Source organism: Paenibacillus sp. FSL K6-2524, assembly GCF_038005525.1.
GTDB classification, from domain to species: domain Bacteria; phylum Bacillota; class Bacilli; order Paenibacillales; family Paenibacillaceae; genus Fontibacillus; species Fontibacillus anaericanus.
This window is the reverse complement of the sequence record NZ_JBBOSP010000001.1, coordinates 2,498,957-2,524,889: the sequence shown is the minus strand read 5'-3', so window position 1 is coordinate 2,524,889 and position 25,933 is coordinate 2,498,957. Positions and strand designations below refer to the sequence as shown.

At 37.3% G+C, this 25,933-nt stretch carries 27 protein-coding genes and 4 pseudogenes; 8 read left to right on the top strand and 23 right to left on the bottom strand.

Translation table 11 applies throughout. The annotated features are described in order from the left end of the window. Positions 1–209: 209 nt before the first annotated feature. Positions 210–707: pseudogene (locus NST85_RS11255) on the bottom strand (ATP-binding cassette domain-containing protein). A 905-nt stretch (positions 708–1,612) separates the two neighbouring features. Further along, a complete protein-coding gene (locus NST85_RS11250) occupies positions 1,613–2,011 on the bottom strand; it encodes an ATP-binding cassette domain-containing protein (RefSeq protein WP_341191100.1) in 399 nt (132 codons plus the stop codon). 234 nt (positions 2,012–2,245) lie between these two features. Between NST85_RS11250 and NST85_RS29305 the strand changes: the two genes are divergently transcribed. After that, positions 2,246–2,392: a helix-turn-helix domain-containing protein gene (locus tag NST85_RS29305; protein WP_445671179.1), complete on the top strand. Its 147-nt coding sequence runs from the start codon at positions 2,246–2,248 to the stop codon at positions 2,390–2,392. Positions 2,393–2,414: 22 nt separating this feature from the next. After that, positions 2,415–2,474: pseudogene (locus NST85_RS29300) on the top strand (hypothetical protein); the annotation flags it as partial. A gap of 54 nt (positions 2,475–2,528) precedes the next feature. Here NST85_RS29300 and NST85_RS11245 read toward each other — a convergent pair. From NST85_RS11245 to NST85_RS11190, 12 genes and pseudogenes are all read right to left on the bottom strand, one after another. Further along, positions 2,529–2,630 (bottom strand): annotated as a pseudogene (locus tag NST85_RS11245) (transposase); the annotation flags it as partial. 103 nt (positions 2,631–2,733) lie between these two features. After that, on the bottom strand, positions 2,734–3,645 hold the full coding sequence (locus NST85_RS11240) for a glycosyltransferase family 2 protein (RefSeq protein ID WP_341189328.1): 912 nt from the start codon (positions 3,643–3,645) through the stop codon (positions 2,734–2,736). Positions 3,646–3,852: 207 nt separating this feature from the next. After that, the gene (locus tag NST85_RS11235; RefSeq protein WP_341189327.1) at positions 3,853–4,011 is read right to left on the bottom strand and encodes a hypothetical protein; all 159 of its coding nucleotides are present in this window, start codon (positions 4,009–4,011) and stop codon (positions 3,853–3,855) included. Positions 4,012–4,695: 684 nt separating this feature from the next. After that, entirely contained in the window at positions 4,696–6,222 is a 1,527-nt protein-coding gene (locus NST85_RS11230; protein ID WP_341189326.1) for an amino acid adenylation domain-containing protein, read from the bottom strand. 42 nt (positions 6,223–6,264) lie between these two features. Next, positions 6,265–6,516, bottom strand: a complete 252-nt coding sequence (locus NST85_RS11225) for an acyl carrier protein (protein ID WP_341189325.1) — start codon at positions 6,514–6,516, stop codon at positions 6,265–6,267. Beyond that, a complete protein-coding gene (locus tag NST85_RS11220; RefSeq protein ID WP_341189324.1) occupies positions 6,500–7,216 on the bottom strand; it encodes a hypothetical protein in 717 nt (238 codons plus the stop codon). The genes NST85_RS11225 and NST85_RS11220 overlap by 17 nt, the downstream gene beginning before the upstream one ends. Positions 7,217–7,307: 91 nt before the next feature. Continuing rightward, positions 7,308–8,081, bottom strand: a complete 774-nt coding sequence (locus tag NST85_RS11215) for a hypothetical protein (RefSeq protein WP_341189323.1) — start codon at positions 8,079–8,081, stop codon at positions 7,308–7,310. Between the two features lie 12 nt (positions 8,082–8,093). Next, complete coding sequence (locus NST85_RS11210) at positions 8,094–8,933, bottom strand: radical SAM/SPASM domain-containing protein (RefSeq protein WP_341189322.1); 840 nt, start codon at positions 8,931–8,933, stop codon at positions 8,094–8,096. After that, positions 8,914–9,903: a glycosyltransferase gene (locus NST85_RS11205; RefSeq protein ID WP_341189321.1), complete on the bottom strand. Its 990-nt coding sequence runs from the start codon at positions 9,901–9,903 to the stop codon at positions 8,914–8,916. The genes NST85_RS11210 and NST85_RS11205 overlap by 20 nt, the downstream gene beginning before the upstream one ends. Further along, entirely contained in the window at positions 9,893–11,164 is a 1,272-nt protein-coding gene (locus NST85_RS11200; protein ID WP_341189320.1) for a B12-binding domain-containing radical SAM protein, read from the bottom strand. Before NST85_RS11200 ends, NST85_RS11205 begins: the two co-directional genes overlap by 11 nt. 73 nt (positions 11,165–11,237) lie before the next feature. Continuing rightward, on the bottom strand, positions 11,238–11,828 hold the full coding sequence (locus NST85_RS11195; RefSeq protein WP_341189319.1) for an HAD hydrolase-like protein: 591 nt from the start codon (positions 11,826–11,828) through the stop codon (positions 11,238–11,240). 27 nt (positions 11,829–11,855) lie between these two features. Continuing rightward, positions 11,856–12,947 carry a hypothetical protein gene (locus NST85_RS11190; protein WP_341189318.1) on the bottom strand — a complete coding sequence of 364 codons (1,092 nt, stop codon included), beginning with the start codon at positions 12,945–12,947 and terminating at the stop codon, positions 11,856–11,858. A gap of 221 nt (positions 12,948–13,168) precedes the next feature. Here NST85_RS11190 and NST85_RS11185 point away from each other — a divergent pair, with 221 nt between their 5' ends. After that, positions 13,169–13,990 (top strand): helix-turn-helix domain-containing protein, encoded by an 822-nt coding sequence (locus tag NST85_RS11185; RefSeq protein WP_341189317.1) that lies wholly within the window; start codon positions 13,169–13,171, stop codon positions 13,988–13,990. Further along, positions 13,980–14,222: an acyl carrier protein gene (locus tag NST85_RS11180; RefSeq protein ID WP_341189316.1), complete on the top strand. Its 243-nt coding sequence runs from the start codon at positions 13,980–13,982 to the stop codon at positions 14,220–14,222. The genes NST85_RS11185 and NST85_RS11180 overlap by 11 nt, the downstream gene beginning before the upstream one ends. A 300-nt stretch (positions 14,223–14,522) precedes the next feature. Here NST85_RS11180 and NST85_RS11175 read toward each other — a convergent pair. The 9 genes and pseudogenes from NST85_RS11175 to NST85_RS11140 all read right to left on the bottom strand — a co-directional run. Next, positions 14,523–14,687, bottom strand: a pseudogene (locus tag NST85_RS11175) (sigma factor-like helix-turn-helix DNA-binding protein); the annotation flags it as partial. 39 nt (positions 14,688–14,726) lie between these two features. Continuing rightward, a complete protein-coding gene (locus tag NST85_RS11170; RefSeq protein ID WP_341189315.1) occupies positions 14,727–15,119 on the bottom strand; it encodes a hypothetical protein in 393 nt (130 codons plus the stop codon). A 472-nt stretch (positions 15,120–15,591) separates the two neighbouring features. Continuing rightward, positions 15,592–15,834 (bottom strand): hypothetical protein, encoded by a 243-nt coding sequence (locus NST85_RS11165; RefSeq protein ID WP_341189314.1) that lies wholly within the window; start codon positions 15,832–15,834, stop codon positions 15,592–15,594. A gap of 202 nt (positions 15,835–16,036) precedes the next feature. Beyond that, positions 16,037–16,123 (bottom strand): transposase, encoded by an 87-nt coding sequence (locus NST85_RS29295; protein ID WP_445671178.1) that lies wholly within the window; start codon positions 16,121–16,123, stop codon positions 16,037–16,039. A gap of 572 nt (positions 16,124–16,695) precedes the next feature. Then, positions 16,696–17,421 (bottom strand): HAD-IA family hydrolase, encoded by a 726-nt coding sequence (locus NST85_RS11160; protein WP_341189313.1) that lies wholly within the window; start codon positions 17,419–17,421, stop codon positions 16,696–16,698. A 602-nt stretch (positions 17,422–18,023) separates the two neighbouring features. Then, complete coding sequence (locus NST85_RS11155; RefSeq protein ID WP_341189312.1) at positions 18,024–18,164, bottom strand: hypothetical protein; 141 nt, start codon at positions 18,162–18,164, stop codon at positions 18,024–18,026. 168 nt (positions 18,165–18,332) lie between these two features. After that, positions 18,333–18,512: a hypothetical protein gene (locus tag NST85_RS11150; RefSeq protein WP_341189311.1), complete on the bottom strand. Its 180-nt coding sequence runs from the start codon at positions 18,510–18,512 to the stop codon at positions 18,333–18,335. 543 nt (positions 18,513–19,055) lie between these two features. Then, positions 19,056–20,990, bottom strand: a complete 1,935-nt coding sequence (locus NST85_RS11145) for a carbamoyltransferase C-terminal domain-containing protein (protein ID WP_341189310.1) — start codon at positions 20,988–20,990, stop codon at positions 19,056–19,058. A gap of 793 nt (positions 20,991–21,783) precedes the next feature. After that, complete coding sequence (locus NST85_RS11140) at positions 21,784–21,906, bottom strand: hypothetical protein (RefSeq protein WP_341189309.1); 123 nt, start codon at positions 21,904–21,906, stop codon at positions 21,784–21,786. 107 nt (positions 21,907–22,013) lie between these two features. Here NST85_RS11140 and NST85_RS11135 point away from each other — a divergent pair, with 107 nt between their 5' ends. The 4 genes from NST85_RS11135 (at position 22,014) to NST85_RS11120 (ending at position 24,600) form a co-directional block, all read left to right on the top strand. Beyond that, on the top strand, positions 22,014–22,250 hold the full coding sequence (locus NST85_RS11135) for a transposase (RefSeq protein WP_341189308.1): 237 nt from the start codon (positions 22,014–22,016) through the stop codon (positions 22,248–22,250). A gap of 211 nt (positions 22,251–22,461) precedes the next feature. Next, the gene (locus NST85_RS11130; protein ID WP_341191099.1) at positions 22,462–22,941 is read left to right on the top strand and encodes an IS3 family transposase; all 480 of its coding nucleotides are present in this window, start codon (positions 22,462–22,464) and stop codon (positions 22,939–22,941) included. A gap of 257 nt (positions 22,942–23,198) precedes the next feature. Further along, positions 23,199–24,110, top strand: coding sequence for a BtrH N-terminal domain-containing protein (locus NST85_RS11125; protein ID WP_341189307.1), 912 nt, complete (start codon positions 23,199–23,201; stop codon positions 24,108–24,110). Positions 24,111–24,357: 247 nt separating this feature from the next. Beyond that, positions 24,358–24,600 (top strand): hypothetical protein, encoded by a 243-nt coding sequence (locus NST85_RS11120; protein ID WP_341189306.1) that lies wholly within the window; start codon positions 24,358–24,360, stop codon positions 24,598–24,600. Positions 24,601–25,933 lie beyond the last annotated feature (1,333 nt).

The window sequence follows — 25,933 nt, the reverse complement described above, 5'->3', positions numbered from 1 at the left end:
CGTCAATGACAGCCGGAACACTCATTTCAGATTTTTCATTCTAACATCGTTTGATTAGCACGGTACGGCCGTGGGGTTGTACCAGTTCTTTTGACTTTCATACATAGCCGCATATATTCCATTCATGTTCGTTAATGCGTGATGAGAGCCACATTCTTTCACTTGACCATTTTCCAGAAGAATAATTCTATCAACATTCTTAGTGAAGCCTAGACGATGAGATATGAAGATAACGGTTCTATCCCTGCCAATGTATAGATCAAGTTATGTACTTCAATTTCTGATATGGAATCAAGATAAGAAGTTGGTTCGTCTAAAATCCATAATGTAGAATTAGGATTAGCCATAACTCTGGCGATAGCCAATCTCCGCCACTGTCCTTTTGAAATTTCGATTCCATCATCCTACTGACCTAAATGGGTGAGAATTCCTTTATCTAATTTTTCAACCAACTCCAATAAACCGACCTTTTGCAGAATTCCAATAATTTCTTTATCCGTAAAGGAATGCTCGATGAAACCAATCTCTATATTTTCTTTGATCGTCATGTGATATTGAGCAAAATCTTGCAGTATACAAGAGACTGCCCCGTGTAAATTAATTTTCTTCCTACCATCTGATATATTTCCCTGATAGTTATTGGGTAAAGAAATTAATAAGTTTACAAGAGCCGTTTTACCGCAGACGATATACCCGACAAGTGCAATCTTTTCACCTGCTCAAGGATAAATTATCCAATGCATAATTATTAACATAAATAACATCCCTAAAAGAAATATCACTTACTGCATAGGGATATAGGGAAGCTTGGTTCATCTTTATAACTTAGAATCTCTTTATAGCTATTAATGAACCTAACCCCCAATCGATTTGAATTGATACATTTTCTGAATATTCATGACTATACCTACAATATTAACCTATTTCGTGTTTTCCTATTGCGATTTCATATACCACAAAAACCACCATTAAAATAAATGGAATACTCATTAAAATTCTGTTAGATTGCAAAGCTATTTCATCCTTCTTTGATATTTTAATATTTAAATCATACTCTTTATTGTGTGAATCATCCCATTTGTTATAGGTAAACTCAAATAGTCTATTGAATTTTATACTCTTGATGACTCCAATCATGGAGAAGTATAATTCCCTCTTTGATTATATACACGAAGTTGTTTTCACATACTATATTTCCATACAGTTTTTTTGCAATCACATCATTGAACAAATGCGCAAGTGTAAAATATAACCATATATCCATTTATCTGAGTAAAATAATAACATTATGCGTAATAAGCTGCTTCTACGTGCAAGCTGTTTATTTGAAAGTTAAATTAACAATAAATTGGGAAGTATTGAATTGGAATACTAAGAAAGTAATGAAACACATTTGTTAAGATACATGAAGTTAAATACAAAATAATTTATACGATGCAATAGATGATGGACAGCATCGTACTCTATATCACAACAAGGAAAAACAGAAGCATATTGATGGGAACCGCCTTCATGGATTCTTCTTTGGTAAACAGATGATAGGTTGAGTTCAAGGTATATTCTGTCAGACTCAATTCGACAAAAGTATTGACTACCAAAGCAAGATTGATAACTATATAGAGAATATAAAGTTTTTTTCACTTTGGTATGCTACGCGATTTACTAGTTTCAAGCGCGGTTGGTTCATTAAGATTTCGGTTTCTCCCATGTAAGCCCGCGATATAATGACTTTTTGCCATTGCCCGCAGCTCATTTCATAACCGTCCGGGTTATAATCCTTTCCAAGTAATGTATCAAGGCCATGTGGTAGCCTGTCCAATATTTTATTCATATTTCCTTTATCTGCAGCTTTTCTAATTTCAGTTTCATCCGACAATTTTTCAATCATGCCAACCCCGACATTCTCTTTGACGGAGAGGCTGTGTTTTGTGAATTCCTGAAATTCTATACCAAAGTAACGATATAAATCCTCTCTATTCATTGTAGAGATCTCTTGTTCATTTATTGTTATCTGGCCTTCATAGTTCTATAAGATCCCACAAATGAGTTTAGATAAAGTGGTTTTTTTCGATCCATTATAACCAAGTATGACACTATCACAGTTATTCCGCTGAACTTAAACTTCAAGCAGTAAAAGATCATCTTGAAGGGGGATTGTCGCAATACCAGGTTAACGCTAAGTACAGCTTATACAGGGGGAATAGCAGCCATGACCAAGTGACGTTCTACAACATGACAGGAGAGGATTTCCATTGTCCTGTATTGTCTTGCTAATGGACAAGATTATAAGAAGGCAGCGAGTCACTTTCAGGTTTCCTACCAACAAGTATACGGATGGGTCAATGTCCGAACCGGCCGTTGCATCGATAACGGGCCCATGAAATCCTTCTGAGGAACTTTGAAATGCGAGAAGTATTTTTCACTCCTATCATACTTTTGAAAAGCTTAAAAAGGACATTGATGACTATATCCATTTTTACAATTACGAACGATTACAAAGAAAACTAAATGGCCTCAGTCACATAGATATCATTAGAACGCTTATAGGTTGCATCAGTCTGCTTCTTAAACTCTCCATTACGATCTCGGGGCATGTTTAGCTGCAAGCCGCCATACTCTGTGTGAAGGCTTCCTTTTCCTATTTATCTATTTACTCATAATATTTTACGCTCTCTATACTGCTCTGAATTTTTATTGGTTAGATCGGAGTTGCTTCATTCTCAAATGCCTTTGTTATATGATATTCTTATAAAAAATGGGTTTGTGATCCCTAATTGTATGTGATATGCGTCCATTGTATCGCTGTTCAAATTCCTGCAACGATATCATACCGAATAAAAAATTTTCAAGCAGCTCAATGTGTTTATGAGGATGATTTTTACTTAATATTTTTATAGAATTCCGAATCATTTCTTGGTAGAAGTTATTTTCTCTTTTATGCGGGATATGATAATTCACTATATCCATCCGATGATTTATAGATATGTTCTTATCGATTAACCTCAATGCAAAGTCATAATGTTCAAAACCCCATTCTCTAAATTTAGGATCGAACCCTCCGACTTGGTCAAACATCTTCCGACTGATGCTCGAATTACCAACAAGAAAAGTAAGCCAGGACAAATCAGACTCCGTACTGCCCGTTTCGTCAAATAGTTTAATGACTTTTTTGAAATACACTGGCAATTTGGAGTATTTCTCCATGACCGCATATGATATCTCATTGCGCTGAGCGATTAAGCTTATCTTCCCCAAATAATCTTTCGGACATCCGAACACAGCCCCATGCTGATTTTGCTCATGAAACCCCAGGTGTTTTTTTATCAATAAAGGATGAGGAATCCGGTCACCATCACAAAATATAATGCATTCCGCACTGCTATGCAGCACCCCCGTGTTTCTTGCTTGTGCTCTTCCCCCATTCTCTTGATGTATGATCTTGATGGTATAAGGCAGTTCTGCGAACGGACTCTCCTTCTCATCGGCAGACCTTAATTCGTCTTCTGAACCGTCATCGACAACTATAATCTCGAAGGAATCCATCGGCATTTGTTGCATGCCAAAGTATTTTAAACTTAGCATTAAGGAAGGATATTGATTGTAAACTGGAACCACGATCGAAACCAGCTTATTCTTTGCTCTCAAGTTGATCACCCCTTATTCCCGGACTGCATCATCCGCACTATTTAAATGATTGAGCTGCCAATACACTCCGTCTCTAATTCATAAAACGCACTGCTTTTTTCTCGATATTGGATCGGTTTTTCACCATAGCACCAGGATGCTTTAACATTTTCATCTCAAGACATTTTATAGTCTGCCATAAGCGAATAATTTTGTTGATAGTTTGAATTAGCGGCTCTTTTTCGGCCAAGGGAAGTATTTTTTCCACTGTATACTTTTCAGCTGCTTTAATTTGGATAATCTCATTGATAAAATGGATGGTTTTGCTGGATCAGTATTGAACAGCGCCCCTTTTAGCATGCTCAATTCTTTTTGAATAGCATCCATGTTCATTTGGATAATTCGTGTACAAGGTCGCGTAATCCGCATCTCGCCTCAAATGACTTTACTCCAGGTTCTCAAAATCCCCAGTATATACCACCTTCTTTAATGTAATGCATTCTACTCGATATCTTCTCGTTTTCCTGTTCTAACGCGGCATGTACTGCTTCTTGCAATGCATTAAAAACTGCTGCGAATTCATGATAGGGTACTTCCTTTTTGCATGGTCTAGGTTCAAAAAGTTCGTCTGGTCAATAAGATGAACCTTCTGATTCTATTTATCGTATCCATAAATAAGAACAGCGTGGTAGGAATGACTTTCAAGATATGTGTCCTTTCATAGGAAAAGTAATACAGATCTAAAAAGACGATAAGTGGGTTCACCTTATCAATCACCGTTTGGAAGGATATCGGACACTTCATTTTCCCTTGGTACCTGAATCCCCGTCCCGTTTAGTTTGGTAGTCACTTTTTCAGCACGTCCCACGTCGGTGCTGAAATTTTTTTTATAAAATAATTCCGTGATTTCATAACAATAGACCATATTGACCAAAAGACTAGATATATCTTTCCCTAAATACTTAATTACCGGAAACAGCCAGCTGTAAAAACAATTAACATAATATACATATTAAAAAGCTCCATTGGATGAAGCTTCTTCTCGGTACTAGTCTCCATATGCCGATTTACCTACCAATCCTTTAAGAGTAGAAACGGTCTATCTTTTGCTTTGATGATTTCATGAAACACTTTCTTATCAATTTTCCCATTATGATTTATTGGCAACGAATCAATAAACAACAGATTGGCTGGAATCATATAGGAAGGCAAGTAATCCTTTAAATAGTCGTATAACGCTAATGATTCCTTCAGGTCACTTACAGCGAAACAATACAATTTATTATTGTTAGAAAGTACTACACACGCTTGAATGAACGGATGTGTCTTTATGGTATGTTCAATTTCAGACAGTTCCACTCGATTACCGTTTATTTTCAACTGATCATCTTTACGGCCAACAATAATGTGATTTCCGTCACAATCCCTGTAGGCGATATCACCCGTTCTATAAGTCCTTACACTTGGGTTCAGGGGACTTACTCCAAACTTATTATCAATATCTTGATGAACATATCCTCTCGCTACACATACTCCTGTTACGAAGAGTTCAGCGCATGCTTCTGTAACTTTGGTTCCGATGTCATCAATCAAATCCAATTGCACATTTTCGATGGCTTTCCCTATAGGAACCGGTCCATGTTCTACGTTGTTTGTAGCTGGAATGTAATAATAGGACACATCCACACAACACTCCGTAGGACCATATAAGTTAATTAGCTTTGGAGAATAGCCTATTTTTTCAATAAAATCATAAACGCATTGCCAAGTTAATACTTCTCCACCGATTAAAAAGTACTGGACGTTACATGGAATGGATTTATTGCATTGCAGCACTATATTTCTAATTAATGTAGGAGTTATATCTGTCAGGTAGATATCCCATTTCCGATAAAAATTTAGAAGCTTTCTGCCGAAGTATTTAGTGTCTGTATCACTGATTACCAAAGTATGGCCGAATAATAAGGAGCAATAAATTTGCTTAACGGATGCATCGAATGAAAAAGAAGCAAGTAGCGCAATCCTGAAATGTCCGGGAGTATATTGGTATATACCGTGATATAGAGATATGACCAAGTTATACAGACTGTTATACTGTATGCATACGCCTTTAGGTTTCCCTGTAGTTCCTGAGGTGTAGATGGTATAACATAGATTATGATCCTCGGAATTCGCCAATTCGTAAGTTGTGTCGATCTTCTCATCTGTACTAAGCTCAAGTAGATTGATTATCGTTAGTTCTCCATCTCTCCCCTGCAGTTCGTCATAGGATTTATTATCAACAATGAAAATATCAGCATTAAGCTCTCTTCGAATATAATCTAATCTTTCCCTCGGAAATGGAAATTCAGCAGGGACATAGTAACAGTCGGCTTTCAGTACAGCAATCATGGATATAACGAAATAAACGGATCTCCCCATAAAGATTACAACAGGTTTTTCCGTCTCCCCTTGAGTATATTGAACAATTTTTGCTGCCAACAGAGAAGAAAGCCTATCGACTTCATCATAGGTAAATTGAGTGTTCTCATCTATTAATGCAAGCATATTTCTATGTCGTCGTACAGATTCATCCAGACCCTTTAAAATCTTGTTCACGTATAGCACCGCCACTTTTACTTAATCATGCTTTGACAGCAATCAATGGGTATGTTTATCGATAAGCTGAATTAATCCTTGCACATTTGCCAGATTTTCAACGACCAAATCATCGTCATCGAATTCCATATCGAATGCAATCTCGATTTCAACAACCAATTGCATGATTTGGAGGGAGTCTATTCCGATGTCATTTACCAAATGGGTCTCACCCGTTATTCGGTCATAACAGTCGTTATTCTCCAATATAGTACATATAATCTGCTTAACTTTATCTTCAATATCTGTTTTCACTCTTCGTTGTCCTCTCTAAAGCCCATTCTATGGTTAATTTAATAATTTCCTCCGACCATGCGCAGCTGCTGAATAAATGATCGGCTCCCTCGATCAGCTTCAAAGTATGGTGTGGATTGGTTGTGAATTGTTGATTTAATAATTTCTCTTTCGTTTCTTTGGTCTTCTCATCGGCTCCACCAAAAAACATCATTTTGGGAAAGTCCATTTGAATCAGATCGTCCAGATCAAAGGAGTTAGTAGAAAGTTCTTTTAAATACTTCATATTCATTAATAAGCCTGTATATGGTAATGGATAAGACAGGCGATTAAAAACAGGATCTCTGGTGAGTTTTAAATTTTGGTTATTCTTTTGGGAGTCTAACCCCAGGTAATCCGAAGAAAGTTCAAATAACACCGGATTCCATAAACAAAGTACAACCGCGAGATCAACTTCCTTAGCTACCTGAACCGCCACCTTAGCTCCATCACTGAAGCCCAGTATCAACACCGAACGCAGTTCATGCTGCAGGCATCCTTTTAAATATTCAATAGATAATAAAATATCTTCGACTTTTGATGCGACCGAAGTCTCGATATATTCTCCACTGCTTACTCCTAACCCATGATAATCCATCCGCAAAAGCATGACGCCATTCTTCTCCGCAGACAAACCCAACATAAAAGCCATTCTGTGGTTTTCAACCCTGTCTCCATTCATGCCATAACAAAAAATCATAACGGGTGTATCCGGATTTCGATGAAGGGGAATATGTAACATGCCAAGCAGATTTTTTTTGCCGTGCGATATACTAACAGGTATTTGCAATCAAATCACCCGGCTTTCCTGATACATAGTTACAAATCTCACTTATTATCCTGTTTTGCCATTCCGCATCTCTGACAAATGCCGAGAAAACGTTCTTATTACGGCCTTCACTCGATGAGGACAGGGTCCATATACAATGGTCAATATGTTTATGAATGAATTCTTTATCGGGTTGAATGGCCAAAATTTCTTTCAGCAGCAATCCTGAGATTCTTTGACCTCTCAGGTTCGACGGTTTAGCCCCAATGTCGTCAAGGAACAAATCCACCTGTTCTGGGGGGAAGGTATCATATAAGTCAATGAGCTCATAACTTTTTTCCTTTAACAAAGAGATGTCCAGGTCCTGACTTCCGTGGAATGGATTCAGACCGATTACACGCAGTTCAGGGCATAGGCTTTTTGCTAACTCAACAAATAAATAAGCCGGTAACCCCCTGCTTATACAATGTATTTCTGAGAACCCTTGATTCTGAATATAAGCAATCCCTTGACATAAATCAGTAACCAGAGTAGTATACGTCACTTCCTCCAATAATCCGCTGCTGTCTCCAACCCCAAAAGGATCAAGCTGAAAAACATGGTTTCCCTTCTGACACAGACGTCTTGCCAATCTACTCATAAAATAATCGATATCACACATGGGTTGTGGAAAACCGGCGATTAATAACGCAGCTGCACCTCTTTCGTTCCTTGAGGGAATATGGCAGACACCGGATAAGCTATTCTTGTGTACATTAATCCAGAATGGATAAGCCATGTTTATTCACCACTAATGATTTGAATTTTTTAGCTGTTTCAAGATACTTTTCGTCTCAGTTTCCCTAATGAAATGCAATAAGGCATATTTCAGACTTCCATCGACATTACAATGCTTGCAAGGCATCAAATCCTTTCTGCTTAACGAAAGCTTCTCCCTAAATTGCGTATATACATTGCTGTTCAATATATAGAGAAAACGGGACTCCTTTATGTTCCCTAAGGGAACTGAACCTATCATGTCATGCGGGCATATTCTGACGTTGCCGTCCCATCCGATCACAGTTCGGAAAAAGGGCATGCAGCAAGGGAAATCTGTAAAAGGATTATCTTCCTTCTTGTTAAGAAATCCTGACCGGTTCGACTCCCAGTTTCCTTTTGCATATCTCCTTTGATCAAGCAGTCTAATGCGGTTATCGGCAAGCTTCATCCGGGTTATCTTTTCAAACATTTTATTATCGTAGCAGCTAACGTTTAAGCGATTTAGTCCACATGTAAAAAGTGTATCTGCAATTTCTAAATCTAATAAATCACCATTTGTTATCAGATTAATCGCTACAGATTCCCCAAGAATCTTCCTTGTTTCGGAAATCAATACACCCGATCGAATTCTATCGTCAAGCAATGGCTCATTGATACTATACAAGGAAATCGTTCCCGAAAAGCCTATTTCCTTCAAATCAAAGAGAACATTATAAATATATTCATCCTTCAATAATTCAAAGTTTTCTCTCACCACTTGATTCGATCCAAATAAACACCAGCTGCAATTTCTCGTACATTGGCTGCATGTCTCAATTTCTACGTATTTCAATGACCGATCGATATTCAACTTATGATTCAGCTCTTTCATAGTTTTTCAACATTACTCCTCTCCACATCGTGTAGTAATACCCTATACCCCTAATCACAGAGTTGCATGTGTTCATGAAGAGTAGCCTTAGAAAAGATTTTTTGTACTCGACCCCTTTCGCCATTCCATAACTTTTCAACAAGAACTTTATTACGCTTGGCAACATGGCCAACAAAAAACATAATGGAGAAACTAGCAAAACAGCGAAAAAACATAGCAGAACCATAGTTTTTTTCATTAAAATATTCAGCGGATTAGTATGGCAGTAAATGAGCTTATAATTTGCCGTACCTCTTCCTCTGTTAAACATGTGCCAAATTATTTCTTTAGCTTTTTCAGGCACCTTATGTTTGACTATGATAGAGAGGTCCGTCACACGGCAATAGGTTAATTTATCGATTTTAGAGACTAAATCCCAATCCTCCCCCCCACACCCAGGGTAGGAGGAATCAAACATGCCAACTTCTATAATGATCTTTTTTCTACATGCAAATCCTTGTGACCACATGATCATGTTATCTCTGGTGTAAGTAAATTGCCGATACGCCTGCCGATACATCCCATATAGCGTAGAACCATTATCAACAGTGGTTTGCGGGAATACGTAATCAGCACCTCTTTGAATGAGACGATTTATGTTTGTTAGGTAATTTTCATCAGGTAATTCATCGGCGTTAAGAAAAATTAAAATGTCCCCTGAAGCTTTTTGAATCCCACTGTTCCTCGAATAGGAGACACCTTTGTTAAACTCATTTTTGATAAATATTATTTTGTTGCTTTTATGAAGATAACTGTTGATGACATCGGATGTATTATCTTTGGATGCATCATCCACCACAATAATTTGATATTCCCCTTCAAATGTTTGTTTCAAACATGCGTCTAATGTATTCCCGATATCCTTTTCTTCGTTGTAGCAAGGAATAATAAAAGAATACGTTAAATTCTTCACTATCAATTCATTTGTCATTTGGATACTCCAACTGACGATAATAGTTAATGTGCTGCGGTTCCAAGTGTTCTGGAACAACAATTCTGTTAATACCTTCAAGTTCTTCGATGGTTATAGATTCCAGATTATCTTCCAACAGAAAATTAAAATCCTGATAGATTCTAAATCTCACATCAAAACCCGATTTGGAGAACATAGCTTGCGTCTCCCTAATTTCTTCAAAGGTTTGATCATTTAAACCTATGATCAGCAGCAACCTGGGCAATATATTATTGGCCTCACAGATCTCTTTGAACTCTTCAAGCTTTTTAAAGTCAATGGTCTTATTATTTCTCTTCTGAATTTCTTTACTGATAGATTCAACTCCAATGGAAATTCTTTTGCAATTCGCCTTTGCCATATAACGGATAACTTCTTCATCTAAGCAATCCAATCGCGTACATGTTTTCCAGGGTAATATATCGCTGCATTTGCTTAATTTTTCGCAAAATTCAATCACCCAGCGCTTATTGAATGTAAACGTACTGGAATCAAGATAGACAGATTTGAAGAGCTTTTTATTATTGTCTAAATATTGAACAAGCTGGTCGATATCCCTATACTGTAACTTGTTAGTGGCCACATGTTTTTCATTGCAAAATTCACAGTTAAACGGACATCCTTTGCATGCGGTAATATGTAATTCCCCATCACCCATTTGAATATAATTTTCCAATGGCAACTTAGATAATTTAGGGATGCCCCAGTCGCCTGGTGGAAGAAAGATTTCTTTTGATAAGTGTACAATTGAATCTTCAATGTAATAAGACTGGCTATTATGCAGAGCCGGATGGAGATATTCCTTGCTGAATTGATATTCATTCATTAGAACAGCTTCAATACCCAGTTCATATTGGCCGCTTGAAATGACATAGTCGAACAAGTTCAAACTTGAAAAATAAGAAGGTCTGCAGCAAACGCCTTCTCCGTATGCAATTATTTTCACATTCCTGTCGATGCTTTTTAAAAATTCCGCACATTTGATTGCATCCACGATGTTGTTCATATTGATACATAAAAAGATAAGGTCATTTTCATATACAATCTGAGCAATAGTTTTTGCGGTGTAGAGCTTAACGGCGCAGTCATGGATCGAAAGGTTGATATAGTTTTGTTTAAGCACTTGACTAACATCATCCAGGTATCCGGCAGTCTCAGCAAGGCCGTTATAATGACGAAATAAGCTTTCCACCAGAATACTTTGTGGTGGCCACATTAAAGTAATATTTCTGACCTTCATGAAATAATCTCCTTAAGAATTTACTTTTTTAATCAAATCACTCTGAAAAGCACTTAATTAAGCAATTCGACCTTCATTTTCCCAAAAGTTGCACCTGTTTTTTCCCCACAATTACTCCACAATCATCCATTACATAATCTTTAATGAGATGGAAGCGCCTTTTTAAGAATGATGTTAAGACCATACTGATAATCCGAGAATGATCGATATGATCATCGAACTCCTCATTTCCAATAAAGAACCCAAACTCTAGTGAATACTTTTCCATTACATCGTCGAATAACTGATTGTTTCTCTTGCCCCCCTCATCGCCGGTGTAAATTTCATCAAAAAGATGTTTAATATTTACGTTATCGAGGTCTCCTTCAACCCTTCTCCGAGGTGCATTGCTTACTATAAAAAGATGAGAACCTGAACTTTTCAAGTCCATAATTAGATCGATCAAAAGCTCATTGCGTACCATATACTTATTTGCACTTTCCTCAATTAATTCAAAATCGACTCCATACTGTTTGGCAATTTCTCTTCTTTTTAACTTTCCGTATAGACTGATAGTGATCTCATCCGTGAATTCTGTGCCAATATGTTCTGTAAAGGCCTTAACCCATGCATCATTACTATTAATTAACGTGTTGTGACAATCGAAAAAGAAGCCCGATTTCATCTTTACCATCCTCCCCTTTATAAGCAGCTACCTGACAGCATGATTTACATCATGTTTAGACAAAAAACTTTGTTCTGAAGGGCAAAGTTTTACTGCATCCGCTTTCGCAGAAATCCCAAACGTACATTGTATAAAAGAAATCAATTGTTGTTCAGCATGACCCTTAATGTGAATAGAGTTTTGTTCAAAACTGTACTCATAATTTCTTCGATTACTAATAAAGTCATCAAGTTGATGCTGTAATTCTTTGTCATCTGCTAAGCTTTTTGATTGACTACTGCAAATATCATAATTTGAACAACTGCTGTTGCAATGATTCGCGTGCTTAAAATAATTGAGTTTTACTTTACTCTTCATGAATCTGGCAATGGCACATGATGTATGCCTTACAATATTCACGTTATATTTGTGAGACAAAGGAATAATCCTATGATAAAATTCACTCTCTATATATTTATGTTTACTGTCTACTTCTCCGATTTCTTTGCCTAACAGGGGGTAAATCTGCTCTTTATTTTTTTCAAATATTCGAACACCACCCACAGTTATCGTGTCAAAATGAACACCCATTCTTTGGACAATATCCTCAAACAAAAGTTGATCGTCATTTATTCCGGGAATGATCGGCCTAACGTATAGAAATCTGGATTTTTTCGGAACATACGAATATATTTGTCTAAGATTATTTTCATTAATCCGACGGTCTGAATTAAAATCAATACCGTGGGGTAGCCCAGTATACGTGTAAAAGAACAAAATATTCAAGTTTTCAAAATAATGGCTTATCCTCTCATCAGGTGACAGTTTGGTAATCAACATAATGGGTGACTTTATCTCATAATCGCTTAGTAGTGATAACAAATCATATGTACTATCCATAACGTCTGGCAGAAATGGGTCTGTTCGATTGTTGATATACAAAGGAGTCTGGTCTTTAACATAAAAAGAATCCTTTGACAAAATCGCATCAATTAATTCCTTGGGTGTAGCGCAGTGTTGAGGTCTTCCCTCGTAATTGTCAATCGTTGATAAAACACAGTATTTACATCCCAATGGGCAGCCAATATGCGTGTTTATTGAAAGGCCACTTTTTAAATGTTCAATCGCAAGCTCATTCATATACTCGATCCTCCATTTTTTGAACAGTGAATTCCTTCCTCATTCCAGCGTTAACCTTGTTGCAACTTATTGCACTTTATCGAACAATAACAAAACAAATCCTTTTATTCTACAATTTCTGTAAAATTCGATATAATTATGAATTTTTTCCGAAAAGACTATACATACTATTGGAAAATCAAGGAAAATACCTTGTAGTTTAAAATCAGAAAATGTTATGATTGGGAAAAAATCCAAAAAAAAGCGAAGTGGGCCTTGTGTCGAGAATTGGAATTGTTTCTGTATCAACGTTCAAACCTCTGCCCCCTGGAAAAACTATGGAGTTCAGAAGCAAAAAAAATAGGCTTTGTTATGTTGAAACGTTATCGCTAGTACAAACAGGATGGGATTCGCATTGCCTCAGTCTCCATAAAGGAAACTGCATTCTCGGACAAAATTTTTATGTTCATAATCCTAATGAAAGCGTAGCAATAATAAATATATTAACTATTCAAACTAGCAATTTACACCTTGAAAATTTACATCCTATTACTACGTTGGAATATCCAACAGAGTCTTCATATGTGAAAGACATGTTATCCCCCATTTTTAAAGAACGTAATAATTCCCAACAAATCGAGTCATCTATTTACTTTATTGAAAAATGGCTTGCTAATAATGCCGAATCCTTGAAGACAAAAAGCAGTATCTATAGGGAGAATAGAAAAATTGATTCAAGACTTATTAAAGTAAACCGTTATCTCCGAGAGAACCATGAAGACCAAATTACGTTGGGACAGCTTGCAGAGCTAATTCAGTGTAACCCTGTTTACCTCAGTAATACATACTCCAAGATCTTTAAGATGTCACCAATAAAACATCTTCAAGTCATGAAGATGAATAAAGCTATGTCTTTGCTTCAATCTAACGATGGCAAGATTAAAGACATAGCTCAACGTTTAGGCTATTTTTCAGCTTCACAGTTTTCCGAAATTTTCAGGAGAAATATAGGACTCACTCCACTAGAATTTAGACGTAATATGAGGATAAGTGATGATAAATGAGTTAATTTCTAAAGTAACGGATATCGTCCAAAAATTACTGGATAGACCCGATTGGCCTATTACCACTGAAATGGACCTGATTAGCAACGGTTTGAGTTCTGTTAACATGATTCTTCTTGTTGTTGAACTCGAAGAGTTATTTGATATTGTGTTTGAAGACTATGAGTTGTTTTTCGAATCCTTCTCTACTGTCCAAAAAATAGCCGAGTTGATAACAAGAAAAGTTGAGTAACATTAGGAATTTTTAGTTGAATGTGCCAAAACGAAGGGGATGACCAAGACATCCCCACTGCACACTGTGGTCTGTAATCACTTTTACACAATCATTCCGTTTTCAGAAAAACCTCAAAGAGCAAATATAAGGACTTGCTCTTTTTCCATAAAGTGATTTTGTGATTGGGATATCGGCGATCCAGTTATTAAATACAATAATTATTATAATTCTGATCCGGTCCTTTCCTGCTCAGAATAATAGTAATCTCGGTAAGCGTCCGCCCAATCTATATATTAATTATTGCTTATCGTCTAGACCTCACCGCTTCGCCTTATTTAACTCATGATACAGCTTCATCTGCGCCCGCATCTCAATCCGTGACACATAAACTTTGGCTGATGCCAAGTTCCTTGGCAATTTCCCGCTGCGTCCTCTTTCCCCTCCTGTGTCCAGGCCGAAACGGCCGACCACGACTTCTTTTTTTACGGTCATCCAAAAAAGGACAAGTGTTAGCAGACCCTCTCATAATTGAAGGAGAAATCTAAGGCGTCTCACCGACATCAGCCGCAAACGCGGATGCAGGAAAACAGCAGTATCAGTGCTGTAAGTAAGGTGACAATTCGCTTTTTCATACCTTGTTTTTCTTCCGTTGAATTCGTTCCTTATCGTTAAAACCAGATAAACTGCGACAGACAACACCGCTTTTCGCGGTAATGAATATTTTGTATATAAATAATGCCAGCCCTGGATCGGAACTCGCATTTTTTGAGACTTACATATGCAGGGGCGACTGGAGAATATCAGCGGTGGTTCTTCCCCCGTTTCGTCCTCTTCTTGTCCTTTTTGCGGCGTTTCCAGAGCAACAACAGCAGCCAAAACAACAATACAAGGACCAAAATGAAGATCATGATTCATTAGTAACAGAATCCAAATGTGCAGTTGTATCCAGTACCAAAAGGTTTGGGTGATTTTAATCTTGCTCGCCTCGGTCAGCGCTTCTTGTTAAGTTTGGGACTGTTCTTGTGTTATTACAAAAGAAAATGTCCGGCATTGGCTAACCGTGATCCTTATGGTTCCAGTCAGTTTTACCAAAATCGTACTTTATTACTAAGCTTCACGGTCAACCTGCAGTTTCCCGAACTGATGTAATCATGTGCAAAATCATCGTTGCTTATGGTATGTTTTGCCTGAACCATCATCTGTACTCCTGCGATTCAACATGGCTACAGAGGCCCGCTGCCCTGCGGCTTTCAGTTTTGATCAACTTTTCAGTCGCGATGACACCAACAAATTGCCCCCCGCTTTATATCCTCCGGTACCTTCACCTTAGAGGTGAAGCTTTTCTCTTCTTTAGGCTTCAGATTAATATTTTGTACTCTTTTCGGGGTCACCCACGCACAAACAAGTCTAGGCTTCCGATCCTTCTCACATGAATTAGTGGCGGTAAATCAATATGTAGACCAAGGGAGAAGCTATATTCCCCGCGTACTATAACTTCCTCAGCCTGCAATATGATTTGCGGTAAATCTGTCGAAAACACGTCCGCGATTCCACTTATACCAGCGACTTCCTCCTCGGCAGTGATGTCAGCCACCGCATAAGAAACATAACCGGAGGGAAGACTGGCCAATAGATCTCCCTGCCCCTCCAGCAGGGTATGTCAGATCATGAAATCCCCTAAGTTCACAGCATATTGCCAGCCGGAGTCCGATGTATGACGTGGGTAGAATCCGAGATGAAGACCCAGCCGCCTACCATGCGGTACGAGATGGTCTGAAGGAAAAGCTCGTGGAAGATAGACGTATTCTTTGAACCAGGTCCGCTTGTTCCAGCTAAACGTCGTGTTCGGGTACACGGGCCGTCAGAACGAACCCTAGAAACCAGCGATAAGCCAGGTTCATCTTGATCTCTTTCTCCAAGAACAAATGCCATAGAAATAACCCAGGAAGATTATCTTATAGAGCACAAACGGATATACAACCGGCCTGCCATTGTCTTCGCAGTAGAGCGGTCGCACTTTGGCATCGATAAAGGAAAAGTCGATGTATTGTGGATCTAGTAAAGCATGAGGTCGGCCGGGACTAAATCATTAATGGAAACATAACTTGTAATTTTGTTGTATTGTGCGGTTGGAACATAGCATAGCAGGCACCGTTCGTTTGGATTTTGATTCCTATATTATACTTTAAAGTAACCTGCTCCGCTTGTCACATAAAAGAACCGGCCTTCGATAAAACATCGACAACCAGTTCTTTTGTTCATATGTTTGCTAAGTATCTTTCGCTTTTTACAAAGCTTTCGTTCCCCGTTAACCCGTTATTCCTAAAAACGAACATACGTTTCAAAAAAAGGAGTGCTCAAGAAATGAATCTTGCGGATAAAGATTTGTTGAGAGTATAAGCTTTTTATCGGAGTTTAATCAAGCCGTTAAACCCATCACCTTTTAAATAATGGATAACTTTGAGCAAGTTAAAGTGAATAGTCTTGTCACTCATTCCATTTCCTTTAGATGTTTGATTGCGCCTTTTAGGTTATAGACTACCGAATGATTGGTTCGCATGAACTTGTAGTACATATAAAGTTTCCAGTCTCTGCTCAAAACAAGAGAACGAATTCCAATTTTTTCGGCACCGACACAGTTTCCGACATTATCGTCAACAAACAAAACTTCACTTGGTGACATATTCAATTCTTCGAGTGCTATCTTGTACATTAACTCATGGGGTTTGATAACTCCGATTTGCGAGGAAATAACGAAGGATGAAAAATATTTTCGTAAATCTGCTTGTCTAAATACGTTGTCCAAGGAAGGCCATGCATTCGATACAACAGCTAGTTTATATGTTTTGCTCAATTCAGGAATCAGCTCAAAAACATCCTTATAAAACTCATATTTCTTATAATTGTACACCAAATCATACGTAATCGAATTTAACTGACTTTCCGTTAGCTCCAATTTAGGCAACTCGCTAGAAAAGATTCGGTAATATTCAAGAAAATGACGATATTCTTCATCCTCATTCTGAATTACATTCTGCATGGAAATATAATTCCCCGCCAGATGGAACGCCCGGTGAATTGCCTGTTTATCTAAGGATCGAAACTTTGTCTCGTCTACAAAGTTAAAGAAATTAGGCGTGATAAACCAATGTCCTGTGATAGGCCTATTCAATACCCGCCCTGAGTCAAATAAAACAGCATTAATAGTAATTGTCAATCCCCCCTAATATGAAGCATCCATAATTCCCGAACTATAACGCATACGTCACAATTCTATGTGCTTCCATTAGAAAAAATTCCGTTACTCCTTGTGCCCTTACCTCAAATTTTCACTCATCGAGTTCTCCTAGGTTTATTTCATTTTCCTGCACAATAGAATAAGTACTGTTTGTAAATTTATATTTTTTGGAACAAATCTATGGGTAGAGTCACTTATTAATGCTTATGTAATAATTTACCCATAGAAGTAAGATTAACAGAAAAGAAAAACAGCAAATGCGATTACAGGGTTAGAGATGATATCGCTTGCCGGATAAACTCTTTCAAAGAATCGTAAAATTCCTCTACGCGCTCTCTTGATGTGTTAGTACGAGCAAAAAACATTATACCAAATACCCAAGTAGCCACTTCGCACATCGGATAAACCCTTAAAACAATCTATGTCGATGTCTCCTTCCAACTCCGCTCGATAATATTCCAGTCTGGTCCCCCACTTCTTGGCGTAGACTCTAGCTACTGGATTGGTGAGCCCCTAAAGTGCAAATTACCAATTCTCCCTGAGTCACCCGGTATCAGCCTCCTACGATATCGACTCATCGTTCAAGATTTCGAACTTTCTCGAAGCTGCTTCATTCTCACTCCCTGTTGGAGTTGAATAGCCGCTTTACTTGTGCGAAAAGCCGTCACTTCAACCTCCACCGCTAGCATCAGATCAAAGAAGTCCACCACAAAAACCGGCAACGAACGCGGTTATTAGAATAGTATTCCCTCAGCAGATTTTTCCGTCTCGCTGTTCCCGTTAATAACAAACTTTCCAAACAATTTTCTCTTCTAGGAATTTTCAGTTGTAGAGTTATACCGGGTATTCGGGCTATCGAGAAGCGACACCAGGCGCACAGTACAAGGACCTCATTCGAACGGAATTTTTAAAGTACTGTCGGAAGTACGGATATCGAACTGATCCAACTCTTCCTTCTGCAAAATTAGGGGTGTGGATGAACCATAAAAAGGTGCTTCGCTTAATGCAGCAGATGGGCTTGCACTCGCAGATTCGGAAGAAATATCGGCAAAACTCCGCTTCCTCTCCAAGAGGTCGAGTAGTAGAGAACTTGCTAAAGCGGAACTCAACATTCCTAATGAAAAGGGGTAAGAGATGTCACACAATATAAGGTACTTTACAATTGGGTGTACTTATCAGCGATTAAAGAATTGTATAACAACGAAATTGTTACCTGCCACCTCAGTACTAACGTAATGATAACTTACGCGTCCTTAGCACGTTTACGAAAGCATTAAACAGAAAAGGAGCGTAGCCTTAGCGACTAGGAATTCCAATATAGGTCCCACGATTATCTCGACATGCTGACAAAGATTGGCGTAAGTATCAGCATGTCTCACCGAGGTAATTGTTATGGCAATGCCTCGATGGTCGAGAAATTCTATCTTCACTACTAATAATCTTAAAAGGAGCTAAGAGATATACTATTAAAAGAAGACCATAAAAACTGCAGAAATGTATACCATATAATACGCTTTATTTTGACAAACATTCGGAGATATGCCGCTACAATGTCAGAAAGATCTGTCACATCAAACAACTTTCGACTAAGGTTCGTTGAAAAAGGCTTAGATTTAATCGGTGATGAGTTCATTCTTATGTATTATATTGAAAAGTCGCTTCATTTTATCCACATCTCTTTTCTGTTCTATATCTAAACTATTGTTTAGACGTGAAGTAGCATAATAAAACTCCAACATTTCGGCCGATATGTCATAAGGATTGTATTGCTGGATTCTCTGCTCCTCTTCAGCTTTATTGCTATTACTATAATAACTCATATTTCGCTTTAAAGGGGAACACTCAGGATACTCATCAAAATTCTGAACTTCAATTCTTATCCCATTAACATACAGACACTTAATTCGCTTTCTCAATACGAAATTAAGTGCTTCAGGTATTTTGTCAATGATCGGTTCGCCCTTATCATTTAAGGATGTATTGCAAAGAATAGGAACCTTCTCCGAAGAATAAAATGCTTTAAGTACGTTATATAATAATTGATTATTTTCCGAATTTAGGGTTTGAATTCGGGAACTAGTATCTATATGTGAAATTGCTGGTATTAACGGTAACTTATCAGCACGAATTTTAAATGTTTGCAACATATAGGGAGACTGATAAGCACTCTCAAACCATTCGTCCAAGCACTCTTCCAGTATGATAGGTGCAACCGGTCTCCACCATTGCCTCTGCTTAACAACATTCAAAATATCTTTGGACTCTTTCCATCTCGGATCAGCCAGTATGCTTCGAGAACCCAGCGCTCTTGGACCAACTTCACTTCTACCATCGAACCAAACAATAGGGGAATGTTTCAAATCGTTCACTATAGTGTTCAATTCCAAATCTGATACACTTTTAATAAAAGGTTTCCATTGATCACTTAAAAGCAATTGTTCTAGTTTGGTATCTTCATTTCCATAATAAGGATGATCAAATCTGAAATCGAAAGATTTTACATATTTATTAAATGCATAAAGAGCGATTCCCAAGGATTGACCGGTATCACTTACGCAGGGTGGGGCCAGAAATCCCTTAAAATGAAACTGCTGCATTAACATACTATTTGAAACACAATTAAGGGCGTAACCGCCTGAAATAGCCAAGTAGGTATTTTCCACTTGTATATTATATTTCTGAATTATCTCATGAATCGTGTTTATCATCATCAATTCAGATTTTTTTTGGATTAATTTCATAACCATACTGATCTTATTATCTTCTATTGAAAAACGTTCATCAAATCCGTTAAAAACTACGCCAACATCTCTATCGTCAAGATTTTCTATAGTACTGTGAAGCTTATTAAACCATTCAAATGCAGTTTTTGACGATAATCGATCGTCGAGAACCACGACATCTGGAAAATTCAAGAGATATTCACTGGTAGATGCACTGGCTAAAGCCATTAACGACCCTTGTTCCATGTCATACTTCATTCTTGCGTAGCTCCACAATAACGCAGGAGAAGATATATAAAATAAATCCTTGATTTCACCTTTTTCCGCTACACAACTTGAATAATATTTCTTTGATCTTGCGTTGCAGTCAATAACATTATCTGGACCACCATCTACCGCTAAACCAATGATCGTATTTTTCCTAAATATATTAGTGTCCAACATTAAAGAGGAAAATAAGTGTGCTATACTGTGGTATGTAATTTGAGGATAATCATGCAATGAATGATATTCAAGGTTTTTATTCTTTTGTAACTCTGGTGTACCCCAGATATCAATAATATCTTCGAGACATAATTCATATTCGGATAATAGCTCATTTATCATATCTCTTGCTTTTTCGACGCTGAATAATGACTTATTATGCTTTTTTAAGCCCGTTAACCTCTCGATTTCCCAATAGTGTATTAATTCAACTTTATTACCATTTTTCTTCCACAGTGACATATTATGGTCATGCCTTATTCTGGCACCGACCAGGTTCGATAAGGGGTCAATATGTAAATATGTTGATAGGTAATAACCATCTTCAATATCTTGTATCATATTCTTCTCCTTTATAATCAGATTACAATTCCCTAGTACAAACCCTTTTTGTGATAATTAATATAAACCAATCAAATCGTTTGTAATTTATTTCACAAAACTACGGATAGCTATTTCCATACTTAATATAGAAATATATTAAGTATAAAGCATGGGAATATAAGTTGACTCTGTTATTATAATACATATAAAGACGACATGACAAGAACCATTGTTTATGGAAATGCCAACAATTAACGGTATACATCTTGTGGTTTTCGACAACTCCCTCATTGCTTCTTAGGCGCACTTCCAGCCAAGACATTTTGGGGGTGTTTGTTAATCAATCGTAGTGTTACGACCAGTTACTTATCATTCGTGAAATCATGGTCTTTTGTTAAAAAAAACCGCAACAGACCGTTCTCATTCACGTTAGACTCCTGTTAACAAAAGGATACGGATCTGCGAAAATTCTCTAAGTCGGGATAGCAAACAAATCTTTACCACGATCAACTCAGGCTACCTCCATGGAGGTAGCCGTGTAAATCCACGGCTGGAAATATCCACACAACGACGACGCAGCGGTAGAGCCGGCTTGACACGGATGGTCTTCGTACGATTGGATGATATCTAGTAAACCCGTATCTCATGGCACTCGAGCCTATCATGCCCGCCTCTCCAGCTAATTCCTTTTATGGAATCCTCATCCGTACTTGAACCAATATTTCGATATAAACTATTTGACGCTACCGGAAGGGTCAAATAGTTTGTATATCGAGAGTATAGGGACCGCATCGTCTGGAAATACCGGTGATTATGTTTTGTCATCCAGTCGGCTATCTGTGTTTTCTTTATCCCTAACTTCTCGATGATCGGGTAGGTCCATCGTTCTCTCATCCCCATACCTCTCAAACTTCTGGCCCTTCTCTGGTGGCAAAAAAACCTTCCGCTTGGTATTATCCCCTTCAAGTAGACACTCAAAATAGACCGAATGTTATCATGTGGAAAGAGTGACATTGGAGGGTAGGGTGAAAAAAGGGACAAGTGTATCAATCGTACACGGAAGAATTTAAAGTGAAAGCAGTGAAAGTTTATCTGGAAGGATGTGCGAGTTATGAAACCGTGGCTGAGAAGCTCGGAATCAGAAACTGTACTCAACTCAGTCTGGGTAGGAAGCATCGGGATGGAGAGGCATTTGATACACGTAAAGACTCAACCAACCCCATGAAGGGGCGTCCCCGTATGCATTTTCCAGCATTGAAGAAGAACGGGATTACTTAAAACCACAGGTGGACTACTTAAAAAAGCGCTATTCAATTCTAGTAAAGGAGAGAACTTGATATCTGAGGATAACTACCAAGTGATTAAAGACCTACGTGATCTACACAGCGTTACACGCCTATTAACAATTGCAGGAATACCTAGAGCTTGTTACTACAAGTGGCGAGCTACATGAACACAACGGGCCGAATATCGTGCACGAGATCATGAGATCAAGGAGCATATGATAGCTATTCACTTATTGCATCCTTATTTCGGATACCCCCGATTGCAGGTCGCTTTGTGGGAAGCAGACTACCTTGTTAATCATAAAAAAGTACAGCGGCTCATGAAAGAGTTGTCGATTCAATCCCTCATCCGAAAGAAACAAAATCACTCCAACTATACCCCTTCCGCGGTGTACCCTAACCGATTAAAGCGTCAATTTCATGCGATTGGACCGCTGCAGAAATTAGTCACCGATATTACGTATATCTCAGATGGTATGCGCTTTTATTACCTGTCAGCGATTCAGGATCTCTTTAACAATGAGGTTGTGGCTTGGCAAATATCTGATCGTAACGATCTGAAACTTGTGCTGGATACGGTTGAGCAATGGACACGAAAAAAAGACGTCTCAGGCATACATCACACGATTAGAGGAATTCGACGTCAAAGGCAGTCACTCTCGCAAAGCTACCTGCCTGGATAACGCATGCATCGAATCCTTCTTTTCGCATCTCAAGACAGAGAAGTTGTATCTCCACCAGGTATTAAAAATAACTAGGGATAACACACCCAAAGTCGCAATTTACAAATATGTAAATAATTAACTTATGTAATCTGTCAAATTATTGGCTTGTAACAACTTGATACACATGATATATTTCCACCATGTTCCAAATTATAGAACCTAAGGATTCTTATGTTTAAGATGTATTATTTTATTAAAAGGTAATAGGAGGGTACATGTTTAACCATCATTGTTTTTATAGTGTGGTAACAAGACTTACTAATAAAAATGGGCATAACCTTAAAGAATGTGATGTGTTTAATCTAATGGGCGGACATAGTTTTAGAATCACAAAAAAAGATAATGGATATTTTCCTTATGTTGAATTTTGCGCGAACAAAATTAGTACTGAAATATTCAAAAACATGACAGGGATTAAATTAGTGCACGAAACGTTTAAAAATGGTGACTTCGAAATTCAGAAAACAATGAACAATTTAAAAAAAGTTAAAAATCAAGTGGTTTTAACCAATTGTTTTCACTTACCATATGACTCAATAAATTATAAAAAAAGAAAAGGAAATCATTATATTATGATACATTCTTATAACCAAGACAATGACACTTTTTTGGTTAGTGATAATAAATATGAGACTGTCATAATAGAAATGAATGATTTAATGCTAGCTATGAATAATCAAATGCGGCACAAAGATCATGTTGTATTTTTGAATTATGAAGAAGATTTTATAGAAAGCAATATTATTGACGGAATTACTCGGATTATTCGACTAAATGCTATAGAGATTTTGGAAACTTGTGAACAACAATTTGTGGAACTAAAAGAACACCTTAAAGGAATAAACGAATTAGATCCATTGGAAAAATCCTTATCATACTTTGAAATGATACATTCAATAAAATCTTTTAATGGTCCTATACTTTCGAAGAATTATCTTTTACAAAGTTTACAAAAAAAAAATATAGAAATTGATAAGAAACTTATACAGTCGATTGGGATGTGGGAGAGATTATGCTTTAACTTTTATAAAATATATCAATTTGATATGGAGATAGACCTCAACAATAGTATAGACAAACTTTTGAAATTAGAATTATCTATTAATAATAGATTGCTTAATAATTAGTTGTTATATTTTGAGTGCGTACTAGTATATTCTATAACGTTAGGAGGTGAGATTCTATGAAAAAGGACAACAGTAATCTTGTGGTAAAAACCATTGGAATATGTAGAGGTACTCTATCAAAAGGGGCGACCTAAGACCCTATTATAAAAAAGGGACAATCCTCAACATCTATTTTGCATAATGTATGACTAGTACGCACCCAAAATATAATGATTAAGATTTGGAGTTGAATTAATTGAACGTTTATATGAATTCTACTATTACTATCATTGAGTTCAAAGATGGAAAGATTCTAACTGATGTAATTAACAATCAATCTTATTATATTAGTCATGATGTTTATATGATTATAGAGCCTACCATTAAAGAAGCCGTTTCATTAGAAGAACTATACAATAAGGATTATGAAAACGAAGATATAAATGAGTTAATTGAAGATCTTTTGAATAAAAATATCCTAAAAATATCACAAACAATTGAAGATATTTAAATATCAGACACATTTTGATTTCTCTGAAATATATTAATCACCTCATCATCATTACGAACAAAACAATGACTTTTAATACGTATATTCATCTTTATATATATTTGACTCATTTGCTATTCACTATCAAACTTGATTTAAAGTTAATATAATATTATGCATGGCTATGAATAAGAAAAACTCAAATTAACGCTATTCTTCAGAAAAGAAAAATAAGTTATGAGCTAAACATTGAAGCAAATAGAAATAATTAATTATAAATGATCAACTTAATGATACGGAAACAAATCACTAAGTTAAAATCATCTATTTACATAAATATATCGTTATTCGTTCATTGTTTACACTTATTTATGAGGTGTAATAATGAACCAATCCATTTAAAAATTGTCAGACAACGAGTCTAAGTATCTATGAGCTATTTCAGTACGGTAAATATATAAAGGTGGGCAAATCTGAAATGGAAGAGCTTCTAATCAAATTAATGAAAAGTTATGGGCCATGACGTCCTCGGATTTTAAAAAAGCACACCTACTTCTATCTGAAATATTTGATAATAAATAAACCACTATCGTCATAGTGGTTTATTTTTACCTGAAATGCTTACCTCTAATCTAGATCTATCGATCAAAAACCCACCGTAATAAACCTTTAAATATAACACTGAGTATTGTATTCGGACGATGGCCATGACTAAGCTAAGAAGGTTATGAATAACCTTACAAAACATACGTTCCCCATACACTGTAATATGTATCAAAGCCTTCATCTATGACCAGCATAAATGTACTATGGATCAAACAAATGTCTTTTAATAAACAATCCTATTGGTGTATAACAGTCCCCATGCTGGGGCTAGAGTAAAGGGCTGGCCTAGCCAGCCCCTCCTCATCAAACCGTGCGCGAGGTTTTCCCTCATACGGCTTTCCGATGTTCATCATTCATGGGCATGCAGCATTTTTGCTTTGGCCTCATGACCTAGTTTCCCCTTAGAGTTGTTGAGCGCTTTCTTGCGTGTCGTTAGCCATTTTGGCATTCACGAACTCGTACCTCTTGGTGAAACATGAACAAAGCAGGGCTCCTTCCCTCCCTAAGGTTATGTTGTCCTTAGGTTCTTCGGTACTACAGGCCCCTCGGACTCCCTTCCTGCAGACGGTTCACTTCACCTTTCGGGCTTGTAAAGTGTCTCTTTACGGGTTCCTAAAAAAATTCCCGTGCAGGGGAGGGTCTCCCCAGTTCACTACATTATCTTTCAACCCATGCCGTTCCCTCTACGCCGGAGGATTCTTCACTGTTGTCCCAAGTTCTATACAGCTTCCTTGGCCTTCGTCTATAT